Source organism: Microbacterium sp. CCH5-D1 (genome assembly GCF_001557335.1).
Lineage (GTDB): Bacteria > Actinomycetota > Actinomycetes > Actinomycetales > Microbacteriaceae > Microbacterium > Microbacterium oxydans.
Genome location: NZ_LSJW01000210.1, coordinates 1 through 12550 on the forward strand (window position 1 = coordinate 1; position 12550 = coordinate 12550).

Consider the following 12550-nt stretch of genomic DNA (forward strand, 5'->3'; position numbering starts at 1 on the left):
GGTGCCAGCTGCACCGTGACGGGCTCGGAGGGGATCTGCGGTGACGGCGGCATCTGCGCCAGCACGACGCTTCCGACCGCGAAGGCGACCGGGATCGCGATCAGCGCGCCGGTGGCGAGAAGGCGTCGTGGGGTGGTCATGTCCCCAATGATGCCCGTCGATGATGATGCGCAGATGAGCCGTGGATGAAGATCCTTTCATCCGCGCGGGGCTCAGGCGCGCTTACGCCCCTTGATCGCCTTGATGGCCATCTGCACCGCGATCACGACCAGATATGCCGCGAACAGCATGTTGCCCAGCGTGGGGTCGACGATGGTGGCCAGCCACGCGCCGAGCGCGGTCGTCGTGCAGGCGGAGACGCCGATGAGCAGCGCGGCGAGCAGGTCGACGTTGCGGTTGCGGAAATTGCCCACCGTTCCGGAGATGGCCGTCGGGATCATCATGAGCAGCGAGGTGCCCTTGGCGACCAGGTCGCTCGTGCCGAAAGCCAGCATCAGCACGGGTACGACGATCACTCCGCCGCCCACGCCGATGAGCCCCGCGAGGATCCCGGTGCCGATGCCCACCCCGACGAGAGCGATGCCGGAGATCCAGGTGAGTTCGAAGGCGGCATCGCGCGACGGGATCACGAGGAAGAGGCTGACGATCACGATGACCAGGAAGCCGACGAAGCCCCAACGCAGGGCGGTCTGCGAGATGCGCGGCAGCAGTCGAGTGCCGATCTGCGCGCCCACCACAGCACCGGCCGCGAGGATGATCGCCGGGATCCAGGCCACCGATCCGGTCGTCGCGTACGAGATCACTCCCACGCTGGCGGTCGGCACGATAGCGGCGAGCGAGGTGCCCGCTGCAAGGCGCTGATCGAAGTGCAGCAGGAGCACCAGCAGCGGGACGATGACCGTACCGCCTCCCACGCCGAAGAGACCGGAGAGGAGGCCTGCGATAAGGCCGATCCCGATGAACGCCGTGTAGGCACGAGGCCCTCGTGCGGGAGCCTGGGCATCATTCACCGGATCAGCCTACTCGCGGCCTCCTGTCCGCTCGAATCCGCTCCCGGATCAGACCTCGGAGTCGGCCTTGATCGGCACGGCGATCGACTCGGTGAGAGCCTGCTCGTACCGGCGCTGACGGCGTCGCAGCCACAGGCCCCCGACGATCAGCAGTGCGAGCACCCCGTAGGCGATAGCGGCGAACGGCTGCATGACCAGCGTGCTCAGGTCGCCCTGGCTCAACTGCAGCGCCTTGCGCAGCTGCTCCTCCGCCATCGGTCCGAGGATCATCCCGACCACGAGCGGCGCGACGGGGTATCCGTATCTGCGCATGAAGTAGCCGAGGATGCCGACGATCAGCAGGATCACGATGTCCGACGGCGAGCTGTGCAGCGCATACGCGCCGAACACCGCGAACAGCAGGATGCCCGCGTACAGGTACGGCCGCGGGATCTGCAGCAGCTTCACCCACATGCCCACGAGCGGAAGGTTGAGCACGATCAGGATCACATTGCCGATGTAGAGGCTCGCGATGAGCGCCCACACCAGATTCGACTGGTTCTCGAACAGCAGCGGCCCCGGCTGGATGCCGTAGGACTGGAACGCGGTGAGGATGATCGCCGCGGTCGCCGTGGTCGGCAGGCCCAGGGTGAGCAGAGGCACCAGCACACCGGCCGCGGCGGCGTTGTTGGCCGACTCGGGCCCGGCGACCCCCTCGATCGCGCCGCGCCCGAACTCGTCCTTGTGCTTCGACAGCTTCCGTTCCGTCGCGTAGGACAGGAACGTGGCCACGTCCGCGCCACCGGCGGGGATCGTCCCGATCGGGAACCCGATCGCGGTGCCCCGCAGCCAGGGCCTCCAGGACCTGCGCCAATCGGACTTCGTCATCCAGGACCGCCACCCACGGGTGACCGGGATCACGTCGATGCCGCCGTGTCGCAGTCGGGCCGCGATGTAGAACGTCTCACCGACCGCGAACAGCCCGACCGCGACCAACACGATGTCGACGCCGTCGGAGAGCGCGGGCAGGCCCAGCGTGTAGCGCTGCTGACCGGAGAGCCAGTCGGTGCCGACGAGCCCGAGGAACAGGCCGACGCCGAGCGAGAGCATGCCGCGCGAGATCGAGCTGCCGATCAGCGCACCGACCGTGATGAACGCGATCACGATGAGGGCGACGTAGTCGGCGGGTCCGAGGTTCACCGCGAACTGCGCGAGCAGCGGAGCGAGGAGGGTCAGCCCGAGGGTCGCCAGCGTGCCGGCGATGAACGATCCGATGGCGGCGGTGGCGAGGGCGGCGGCACCGCGTCCCATCCTGGCCATCTTGTTGCCCTCGATGGCCGTGACGATCGAGGCCGACTCCCCCGGGGTGTTCAGGAGGATGCTCGTGGTCGAGCCGCCGTACATGCCGCCGTAGTAGATGCCCGCGAAGGTGATCAACGCGGCGGCGGGGTCGAGCGTGTAGGTGAGGGGCAGCAGCAGCGCCACCGTCATGGCGGGGCCGATACCGGGGAGCACGCCGACCGCGGTGCCCACGAAGACTCCGAGGAAGGCGAACGCGAGGTATTCGGGCTGCAGCGCGGTCGCGAAGCCCTCCAGGAGCAGAGTCCAGCTGTCCATCAGAACATCCTTCCGAGCCAGCCGAGGGCCGGTCCCCACGGCAGCGACAGACCGAGCAGACCGCCGAAGACGACCTGGATCACGAGCGCCACGACGATGCCGACGAGGAACGCCATCCACCACCGCTTGGCGGCGAGCGACCACGCCACCCCGCCGAACAGCAGGGCTGCAGCGGGTGCCCAGCCGAGGGGTTCGATGAGGAGCAGGTGCGCGACGACGAGGCCGGCCAGCTTGGCGAGGGTGACCCAGTCGGTGGGCAGACTCTCATCGATGTCTTCCGCCTCCTCGGCACCGCCGCGCTCCCCGCGCAGCACGCCGACGAGCACAGCGACCGCGGAGGCGAGCAGGATCACGGAGACGAAGATCGGGAAGACCGTGGGGCCGGCCTTCATGCCGACGGGGACATGGATCAGGAAGATGCCGACGACGGCGAAGACACCGAGCGCGAGCATGATTCCGGCGAACACGAGTTCGCCGACGGGGACGGAGGTAGAGCGGCGTGCGGGCCGACCGCCGTGGTCGACCCGCACCCCCTGCTCCCCTGTCCCCGACGATGCGGGGACCGTCATGTCACTGCACCAGACCGATGTTCTTCAGCGTCGCGGTGACCTCTTCGATGTTCCCCGTGACGAACTCGTCGAACTCCTCGCCCACCAGGAACGCGTCGGTCCACCCCTTGGTCTCGAGCTGCTCCGACCAGGCTTCGGACTCGTGCAGTTCGGTGATCACCCGCACGAGCTCGTCCTTCTCGCCGTCGGAGATGCCGCCGGGAGCGATCACCCCGCGCCAGTTGGTGAGCACCACGTCGTAACCCTCTTCTGTGATGGTCGGTACATCGGGAAGCTGCGACACCGGCTCGTCGCTGGACACCGCCAGGGCCTTGAGCGCGCCGCTCTCGACGTGCTGGGCGAACTCGCCCACCCCCGAGATGCCCGCAGCGACCTTGCCGCCGATGAGGAGCGGAACGGCCTCCCCGCCGCCGGAGTTCGGAGTGTAGTTGAGCTTCTCCGCGATCTCGGCGCCGTCGAGCCCGGCCTCCTCGAGCATGAGTCCGGCGAGGATGTGGTCGGCGCCGCCCGCGGAGCCGCCCGTGATCGTGACGGACTGGCCGTTGTCGACGATGTCGTCCACGAGGTCTTCCAGGGTGTCGTACTTCGAGTCGGCCGGCACCACCACGACGAGCGGCTCGTCGGTGAGCCGGGCGATCGGGGTGGTGTCCTCGATCCGCACCGCCGAGGCGTTGGTCTCGACCGCGCCGACCATGACCAGACCCATCACCATCAGCGTGTTCGGGTCCTTCTCGTTCGCGAGCTGCGCGAGGCCGACGGTGCCGCCTGCACCGCCGACGTTGGTCACGGGAGCGGAGGTCACGAGGTCGTCCTGGGTGAGCACCTGCGAGAGGGCACGTCCGGTCTGATCCCATCCACCACCGGGGTCCGCCGGCACGACGATCGACACGTCGGTGATCGCGGCGACCTCCGCTTCCCCTCCCGCGTCGTCGGTCGCTGCGCTGCCTCCGGCGCACGAGGTGAGTGTGAGTGCGGCCACCGCGGCCAGGGCGGTCCACGTTCCGATGCGTGCGTTCTTCATGTGCGCTCCTCCTTGAGCGTTCGTGATGCTGTGGATCCACCATGGAGGTCGGAGTACCGGTGCTCCAGCTTCGGAAACCATTGGTCGGAGTTTCGGAACTATTGGTCGCGAGCGGCTCCCGACCCCGCTCGCGCCCCACTCGTGGAGAGGCCAGAATGAGCACGTGGCCTCGAAGATGACGCTCCGCGTGCAGTTGCTCGTGCTGCAAGCGCTGATCGTGTTCCTGGTGACCCTGGCGACCGGCATCGTGGCCGGAGCGTTCCAGGAACAGGCGCTCCGCGAGGCCTACAAGGATCGGATGCAGGCCGTCGCGCAATCGGTCGCCGCCCTCCCCACGGTGCACGCGGCCTTCGACGACGTCGAGCCGTCCGCCGTGATCCAGCCGATCGCCGAGGTCATCCGCGAGGCATCCGATCTCGCCTACGTCGTCGTCGCCAACGAAGAGGGCATCCGCTATTCCCACCCGAACCCCGACCGCATCGGCGAGAAGGTCTCCACCGACCCGTCGATCCCGCTCTCGGGCGAGATCTACGTCGGCACGCAGACCGGCACGCTGGGCACCTCCTGGCGGGTCAAGGTGCCCATCCGCGACGACGAGGGCGACGTGATCGGCACCGCGTCCGTCGGCATCCTCGAGTCGGAGCTCAGCGAGGAGTTCTCGTCCAACCTGGTGTGGTTGATCTCCGCCATGCTGGCCGCCGCGGTGCTCGGAGTGTTCGGATCCGCGTGGGTGACCTCGATCATCCGTCGGCGCATCTACCGTCTCGAGCCGCATCAGATCGCCGCCCTCGTCAAGAACCAGGAGACGACGCTGCACGGTCTCAGCGAAGGGGTCATCACGGTGGACGACGGCGGACGGATCACGCTCGTGAACGACGCCGCCGCCCGCTTCCTGGGCCGAGACGCGGCTGACCTCGACGGTGAGCCCGCCGCCGACGCGCTCGGCGAGGAGCTCACGACCGTGCTCCGAGAGGGCGAGTCAGCCGGACGGCCGGTGATCGTGGGGTCGCACGTGCTCGTCGCCCGGAGCACCGGAAGCGATGCGGGCACCGGTGGCATCGGCGCGACGCTCCTGCTGCGCGATCACACCGAGCTGCACGACGTGGTCCGCCGCGTGGAGGCGGCGGATGCCATCATCGCCTTCCGACAGCGGCTCGGCCTGCCCAAGGGCCTCAGCGCGGAGACGCTCGACCGTGTCTCCGCCGCCCTCGTCGCCCGCCCCGATGCGTCGGCGACCGAGATCGGCGAAGACATCGACATCTCGCGCGTCAGTGCCCGCCGCTCGCCTCGTCCAGGCGGCGTCGGCTCGCGGTGTTCGCGAGGGAGGGCAGCAGGGTGGTCGCCACCGCGCCGCCGACGATCCAGGCGTCCTGCGGCAGCTCCGCGGCCTTCTCCCGCACGCGGTCGAGCACCTCATCGAGACTCAGCGACGGCGCGAGCGACAACTCGAACAGGTCCGTGCGCCCGGCGAGCGCGTGGTGGTTGTGCACATCGACGAAACCGGGGTACACGGCCGCGTCGCCGACCTCGAGCAGACGGGTCCTGCGGCCCCGGAGCGCTTCGATGTCCGAGCGCGCTCCGACCGCGATGATCCTGCCGTCGCGCACGGCGAAGGCCTCGACCACCGGGTTCGCGCGGTCGGCCGTGCGGATCGCGGAACCGGTGACGATGAGGTCGGCGACGTCCGTCATGTCAGACGGCTCCGAAGGTCGCGGGCTCGAGCTCCGGCGCGTGCAATGTCGTGGAGAGCAGTCGTCCGTGGGCGCCGAACGTGAAGTGCGTCGGCACCTCCCCGCTCTCGTCGAGGCCGAACAGCACGCCGTGGGAGCGGATCGCGTTCACGTCGCGGTGGTCGGCGATCGTCACGGATGCGCAGGGGATGACCTTCTCGCGCCAGGCGAACACGTAGATGCCGGGGCGGATCTGCCACACGCTGTTCTCATCCGTGTCGGCGAGGCCGCGTTCCGGTCCCGCGAGGCACTGCCACGAGTACCAGTGCGACGACAGGTAGACGTGTTCGTACGCGTGCTCTTCGCTGTACACCCACTCGACCCTGCGACCGATGAGGGTCGTCGTGGGAGCGGCCTCCTCGCCGCTCTGCTCGATGCCCTCGATCACCCCGGGGGCGAAATGGTGCTGCACGCGGGTGCGGCCCTGCTCCGGTGCCGGCAGGATCTCGGAGATCACGGCCAGAGCGCGGCCCTGTCGCAGGTCGAGGATGAGCGAGACGGCCTCGTGCGGCAGGTAGCGGTGGTGGAACTGCACGAAGTAGAGCTGTTCGTCGACCTCGAAGGCCTCGTAGTCGTCGGTGTCCGCCGCGGCCTCGGTGTCGTCCTCCGCTCCCGGCTGGTACTCCCACGAGACGGTCGAGTCGGCGAAGCGATGCACGATGCGGGTGCCGCGACCGTCGACGACGGTGACCTCGGTGCCGCTCAGCGCGGTCGAGTGCGGGGCCTTGTTGGCGTCGAAGCCGGGTGCCAGTCCCTCCAGGGGCAGCCAGGTCGAGGTGTCGGCGGGATTCAGAGTGGTCATGCGATCTCCTTCGATGGATGGTCTGGGGGGGGGTCAGCGGTCGCTGAACTGCTCCAGATCGGTGGCGAGGCCTTCGTAGACGGCCGGTCTGGCGCGCTTCAGGTAGGCCCCGTAGCCGATGCCGCCGATCAGGGCGACCACCAGCAGCAGCGGCATCAGCCGGATGGCGAGCTCCTCCGACCCGGCGACGATGTTGAAGTTCACGACGGCGAGGACGGAGATGGCCGCGATGCCGAGGAAGCCGATGCCGGGGGCGATGAACGTGCTCCACCAGCGCGGGTCCTGGCGGCGGCGGAAGTAGACGACGATCGAGATCGCGGCGAGTCCCTGCAGGATGAGCACGCTCAGGGTGCCGAAGCCGAGCATGGCGGGGACGAGCGTGACGATCGGGTCCGCTCCCGCGATGGCGAAGATCACCGCGACGACCGCGGCGAAGCCGGCCTGCACGATCCCGGCCAGCTGCGGCGCGCCGTTGGCACGCGTGCGGGCGAGGGCCTGCGGGAGGATCCTGGCCCGCCCCAGCGAGTACAGGTAGCGCGTCGCCGAGTTGTGGAAGGCGAGCATGGCGGCGAACAGGCTCACCAGGAGCAGGATCATCATCACGGTCGTGAGCGGGCCGCCCAGGTACTGCTGCGACAGCGAGAAGATGAGGTCGCCCGTTGGCAGGTGCTCGAGCGCGGTGGCCTGGGCCTGCGCCACACCGGTCGCGCTCACGACGGCCCAGGTGGTGACACCGAGGATCACGCCGATCGCGATGATCGAGGTGTAGGTCGCCCGCGGGATGGTGCGCAGCGGCTGCTTGGCCTCCTCGCTGAACAGCGCCGTCGCCTCGAAGCCGAGGAAGCCGGTCGCCGCCAGCAGCAGGCCGATGGGCAGCGACCCGGAGAACACGGCCTCGGGGCTGAACGCCGCCACGTCGTAGCCCGTCTGCACGAGCACGGAGATGTCGAACACCACGAGCATCAGCACCTCGAGCACGAGGCAGACCCCCAGGATCTTCGAGCTGAAGTCGACACCCACCCGGGCCAGCACGAAGCAGACGACGATGGACAGCAGACCCCAGACGAGCCAGTGCACGTCGAGGCCGGTGAGGTCGCGGATGATCGTCTGCATGAAGAAGCCGCTGGTGCCGATCGTCCCGACGACGAAGAAGTTGTAGCCGAGGGTGGCGATCAGACCCGCGATGAGGCCACCGGTGCGACCGAGGCCCTTCACCACGAACGCGTAGAAGCCTCCGGCGTTCACGAGCTGCTTCGACATCTGGGCGTAGCCGATCGCGAACAGCAGCAGGATCGCCGCGACCAGGAAGAACGACATGGGCGTGCCACCGCCGTTGCCCAGCGCGATGGCGAGCGAGGCCACCACCACGATGCCCGTGAGCGGGGCGACGGCGGCGAGGACGAGGAAGACGATCCCGGCGACGCCGAGGGCTCCGGGTCGGAGAGAGGTGTGCGTATGCGTCGTGGACGCGGATGTCGGGTCTGCCACGTCGGCTCCTTTGCTGGGTGACGGCCGTGCGGACACGGCATCGACGACGAGGGGAATCGTCGATAGAGCGAGTCTGCTCGTGCTGTCGGCGACGCGCTTGACCCTGAGGGAAAGACGATGGTGCCAGCGTGCACAGCCTCCTCCCGAACCTTCGAACGGCCGGGAACAGGGGAGCAGGATGACCGTGATGACACCGCCGTCCTCTCCCGCACCACCGGTGCAGGGACGGCCTGCGAGGGACAGATGGATCTGCAGCTGCACGACAGGACGGCCCTGATCACGGGTGCCGGGAGCGGCATCGGGCGCGCCACGGCCCGCGCGCTCGCGCAGGAGGGGATGCGGGTGGCGTTGCTCGACCGCGACAGCGCCGCTCTGGAGGGCACCGCTGCGCTCGTGCGGGACGCTGTTCCGGAAGCGGCGGAGGCGGTTCTCGTCCTCGCCGACGTGACGGATGAAGAGCAGGTGCGCGCCGGCGTGCTCAGGGCGGTCGACGGTCTCGGCGGGGTGGATCACGTGGTGTGCTGCGCAGGCATCTCCGGCCCGGTCGGCTCGTCGATCGAGGACACCGACCTCGCTGCGTGGAACACTGTGCTCGCCGTCAACGTGACAGGGCCCTTCCTGGTGCTCAAGCACGCGCTCCCCGCGCTGCGGATCGCGGATCGGGGATCCATCGTCCTCCTCGCGAGCGACTCGGCCCTCGTCGCGTCACCAGGGATGGTCCCCTACTGCGCGTCGAAGGCCGCGGTCGTCCAGTTCGGCCGCGCGCTGTCCGTCGATCTCCTCGGCACCGGGATCCGCGTGAACTCGATCGCCCCGTCGATCGTCGACACACCGATGAGTCGCGGCGATCTGGGTGAGGCCGCTCTGGACGATCCCGGGTTCCCCGTGCAGACCGCGGACGAGGTGGCCGCCCACGTGGCCTACCTGCTGTCGCCTCACGCCGCGGCGGTGAACGGCACCACGCTGATCAGCGACTTCGGCTACACCGCCCGCTCGGGATTCCCCGCCTGATACGGACGCATCGGACCAGACCACCGCGCGCACGCGCATCGAGCGAACACCACACAGGAGAAGACATGGGAATCACGGTCGGATCGAGCGTCTCAGGGCGCGTCGTCGTCATCACCGGAGGCGGCACGGGCATCGGCGCGGCCATCGCCGAGCGCTACGCGGCAGAGGGGGCCCACGTCGTGGTGGTGGGTCGGCGAGCGGAGCCGCTGCACGAGGTGGAGCGGGCGGTGGGTGCGGTGCCCGTCATCGCGGATGCCGCGGACACCGCGTCGGCCCAGGCCGCTGTCGCCGAGGTGCTGGCGCGCTTCGGTCGCATCGATGTGCTCGTCGCGAATGCCGGCGGCCACGGGTTCTCCCCGGTCGGCGACACCGACGATGCGAGCTGGGAGGCGGCGATCCGCGCGAACCTCACGACGGCGTTCACGATGGCGCGCGAGGCCCTTCCTGCGCTGATCGAGGCGAAGGGGCAGATCGTGATCGTCTCCTCGCTCGCCGGTCTGTTCGCCGGCCCGTCGGTGGCCGGGTACACGGTGGGCAAGCATGCGCTGATCGGTCTGACCCGCACGTTGGCACGTGACTACGGCCGGCACGGCGTGCGGGTGAACGCGATCTGCCCCGGCTGGGTGCAGACGCCCATGGCCGACGACGAGATGGACGAGTTCGCCTCGCACGCGGGGCTCGGTTCCCGTGAGGAGGCGTATGCGACCGTCACGGCCGACGTGCCGCTGCGTCGCCCGGCGCGCCCCTCCGAGATCGCCTCGGTTGTGCGCTTCCTCGGGTCAGGGGAGTCGTCTTACATCACCGGTGCCGTGATCGTCGCGGACGGCGGTTCGCATGTCGTCGACGTGCCGACCATCGCCTTCGACCACGCCGGGATGTGACCGACCGAGGGTGCGTCGGGGGCGGGTCCCGGCCGTTGCGCGGTAGCGGAGACCGTCCACGAGCAGCCCGACCAGGACCTGACTCTGCTCCTCCGACCCCGCGGAGTGGCAGAGGTTCGCTGCGGCGTACAGGAGTTGCGTCGCGTCGACGTCGCGGCGGATCGTCCCCGCCTCGGCTGCGGCGTCGAGAAGACGTTCGAGCGCTCCGCCGAGTTCGGCGGTGAAGTACGACGGCAGTGCCTCGAAGGCGGGATCTCCGGAGTGCAGCGCGGCAGCGAGCCCGCGCTTCGTGGCGACGAACTGCGTGAAGCGCTGCAGCCACAGGGCGAGCGCGTCATCCGGGGAGTGCGCGGCGGCGAGCTCGTCCGCGGCCGCCGCGGTGGCATCGACGGCATGCCGGAAGACGGCGACCACGAGGTCCGACCGCTGCGGGAAGCGGCGGTACAGGGTGCCCACTCCGACGCCTGCGCGCTCGGCGATCAGCCTCGCGGGCGCGTCGACCCCCTCCGTGGCGAAGACCTCGCGCGCGGCGTCGGTCAGTGCGTCGGCATTGCGGCGGGCGTCGGCGCGCATGGATCCTCCGGGGGTTGCATAAACGGAACACTGTTCCGTATGCTTCCGGAAAGGCGTTCCACTTCGGTCAACGATAGGGCACCGGACAGCAGAGCGCCATCGATGGAAGGAACACGACATGCACTACCGCACCCTCGGCAGGACCGGGATCCAGGTGAGCCCGTTCGCCCTCGGGGCCATGATGCTCGGCACGGACGGCAGCATCGGGAACGGCGACGAGCGGGACTCCATCCGCATCGTGCATCGAGCCATCGATGCGGGCATCAACATCATCGACACGGCCGACCGATACTCGCAGGGCGGCTCCGAAGAGCTCATCGGCAAGGCGCTCGTCGGCCGTCGCGACGACGTGGTCCTGGCCACGAAGTTCAACGGACCGATGGGCACCGACCCGAACAGGCGCGGCAACTCCCGCCGATGGATCATGCGCGCCGTCGAGGACTCGCTCCGTCGGCTGGGGACCGACTACATCGACCTGTACCAGGCGCACCGTCCTGACGACACCGTCGACCTCGAGGAGACGCTCTCCGCGCTGACCGATCTGGTCCGCAGCGGCAAGGTGCGGGCGATCGGCAGCTCGGACTTCCCCGCCTCGATGCAGGTCGAGGCGCAGTGGACCTCCGAGCGTCGGGGCCTCGAGCGCTTCCGCACCGAGCAGCCGACCTACTCGATCCTGAACCGTGGCATCGAACGGGAAGTGCTGCCCGTCGCGCAGCGCTACGGCATGGGCGCCCTCGTCTGGAGTCCTCTCGCCGGCGGCATGCTGACCGGACGGTTCCGGAGGGGACAGCAGACCGATCTCGCTCGCGCGACCATGTTCCGGCACAACCAGGACGAGCGGCGGATCGACGCCGTGGAGCAGATCGTCGCGCTCTCCGAGGAGACCGGCATCCGGATGACCCACCTCGCGATGGCGTTCGCGATCGCGCATCCCGGTGTCACGAGCGCGCTGATCGGCCCGCGGTCGATGGAGCAGCTGGACGACCTGCTTGCGGGAGTGGACATCGCGCTCACGGACGAGGTGCTCGACCGGATCGACGCGATCGTCCCGCCCGGCACCGATGTCGGACGCCTCGATCAGCAGTACAACCCGCCCGCTGTGCTCGAGCCCGCGCTGCGACGGCGACCGGCGGCGCACCGCTCCGCCGCCTAGGCGACCGGGTGTGAGCTCCGGACCGCTCAGCCGATCCGGAGCTCGAAGCCGTCGTCGACGGCGGCGATCGACACCTGCGTGAGGTCGTCCACGTGCGCGGTCGGGGTGTGGGCGGCGGCGTGCGGGCCGACTCCGATCACTCGCATGCCCGCGGCGTGGGCGGCCTGGATCCCGGCGCCGGAGTCCTCGAACACGAGGCAGTCCGCGGGGTCGACGCCCAGCGTGCGCGCAGCGAGGAGGAAGCCCTCAGGGTCGGGCTTTGACGCGGACACGTTCTCGGCCGTCACGGCGAGGGCGGGCACGGTCAGCCCGGCCTGACGCATCCGCGCGGTCATCAAGGCGACGTTGGCGGAGGTCACGATCGCGTGGGCGAAGGGCTGCAGAGCATCGAGCAGACCGTCGGCGCCGGGGATCATGATGACGCCTTCCACGTCGGACGCCTCGTTCGCGAGCATGACCTCGTTCTCGCGGAGGTTGGTCGCGTGGTCGCGCTCGGGCAGCATGATCGCCATGCTCTGGTGACCCTGACGTCCGTGCACCACACTCAGCACCGTCTCGGGGGCGATCCCGTGCGGCTCCGCCCAGGCCAGCCACAGCCGCTCCACCACGGCGGTCGAGTCGACGAGGGTGCCGTCCATGTCGAGGAGGGCGGCGCGGGCGTGGATGGTCTGGGTCATCCTCTCAGGCTAATCCCCACGTCCCGGTGATCGCCGACG

Annotated in this window: 12 protein-coding genes and 1 pseudogene; 4 read left to right on the top strand and 9 right to left on the bottom strand. The window is 69.3% G+C overall.

Annotated elements, in window-relative coordinates; genetic code table 11:
- Positions 1-212: 212 nt before the first annotated feature.
- Genes AX744_RS12440 through AX744_RS12455 form a run of 4 tightly spaced genes read right to left on the bottom strand, consistent with a single transcriptional unit; the run spans position 213 to position 4196 of the window.
- The gene (locus tag AX744_RS12440) at positions 213-1010 is read right to left on the bottom strand and encodes a sulfite exporter TauE/SafE family protein (protein ID WP_061017196.1); all 798 of its coding nucleotides are present in this window, start codon (positions 1008-1010) and stop codon (positions 213-215) included.
- 48 nt (positions 1011-1058) lie between these two features.
- Entirely contained in the window at positions 1059-2606 is a 1548-nt protein-coding gene (locus AX744_RS12445) for a tripartite tricarboxylate transporter permease (RefSeq protein ID WP_061017198.1), read from the bottom strand.
- Entirely contained in the window at positions 2606-3175 is a 570-nt protein-coding gene (locus tag AX744_RS12450; protein ID WP_231728804.1) for a tripartite tricarboxylate transporter TctB family protein, read from the bottom strand. The genes AX744_RS12445 and AX744_RS12450 overlap by 1 nt, the downstream gene beginning before the upstream one ends.
- 1 nt (position 3176) lies before the next feature.
- Entirely contained in the window at positions 3177-4196 is a 1020-nt protein-coding gene (locus AX744_RS12455) for a Bug family tripartite tricarboxylate transporter substrate binding protein (RefSeq protein WP_061017201.1), read from the bottom strand.
- 298 nt (positions 4197-4494) lie between these two features.
- Here AX744_RS12455 and AX744_RS21035 point away from each other — a divergent pair.
- Positions 4495-5130, top strand: a pseudogene (locus tag AX744_RS21035) (PAS domain-containing protein); the annotation flags it as partial.
- 334 nt (positions 5131-5464) lie between these two features.
- Here the strand turns inward: AX744_RS21035 and AX744_RS20025 are convergent.
- From AX744_RS20025 to AX744_RS12470, 3 genes are read right to left on the bottom strand one after another with little or no spacing between them, the layout of a single operon-like run.
- Entirely contained in the window at positions 5465-5887 is a 423-nt protein-coding gene (locus tag AX744_RS20025; protein ID WP_231728805.1) for an amidohydrolase family protein, read from the bottom strand.
- A gap of 1 nt (position 5888) precedes the next feature.
- Positions 5889-6728, bottom strand: coding sequence for a molybdenum cofactor biosynthesis F family protein (locus AX744_RS12465; protein WP_058632463.1), 840 nt, complete (start codon positions 6726-6728; stop codon positions 5889-5891).
- 33 nt (positions 6729-6761) lie between these two features.
- Entirely contained in the window at positions 6762-8216 is a 1455-nt protein-coding gene (locus tag AX744_RS12470) for an APC family permease (RefSeq protein ID WP_046748886.1), read from the bottom strand.
- A 117-nt stretch (positions 8217-8333) separates the two neighbouring features.
- Here AX744_RS12470 and AX744_RS12475 point away from each other — a divergent pair, with 117 nt between their 5' ends.
- Positions 8334-9227, top strand: coding sequence for an SDR family NAD(P)-dependent oxidoreductase (locus AX744_RS12475; protein ID WP_227751371.1), 894 nt, complete (start codon positions 8334-8336; stop codon positions 9225-9227).
- Between the two features lie 65 nt (positions 9228-9292).
- Complete coding sequence (locus AX744_RS12480; RefSeq protein WP_045262180.1) at positions 9293-10108, top strand: SDR family NAD(P)-dependent oxidoreductase; 816 nt, start codon at positions 9293-9295, stop codon at positions 10106-10108.
- On the opposite strand, the gene AX744_RS20030 is transcribed toward AX744_RS12480, so the two are convergent.
- On the bottom strand, positions 10007-10681 hold the full coding sequence (locus AX744_RS20030; protein ID WP_231728806.1) for a TetR/AcrR family transcriptional regulator: 675 nt from the start codon (positions 10679-10681) through the stop codon (positions 10007-10009). The two genes, AX744_RS12480 and AX744_RS20030, sit on opposite strands and share 102 nt — an antisense overlap.
- 118 nt (positions 10682-10799) lie before the next feature.
- On the opposite strand from AX744_RS20030, the gene AX744_RS12485 reads away from it, so the two are divergent.
- Positions 10800-11834, top strand: a complete 1035-nt coding sequence (locus AX744_RS12485; RefSeq protein ID WP_061017202.1) for an aldo/keto reductase — start codon at positions 10800-10802, stop codon at positions 11832-11834.
- Between the two features lie 26 nt (positions 11835-11860).
- Here the strand turns inward: AX744_RS12485 and AX744_RS12490 are convergent, their stop codons facing one another.
- Entirely contained in the window at positions 11861-12511 is a 651-nt protein-coding gene (locus AX744_RS12490) for an HAD-IA family hydrolase (RefSeq protein WP_061017204.1), read from the bottom strand.
- Positions 12512-12550 lie beyond the last annotated feature (39 nt).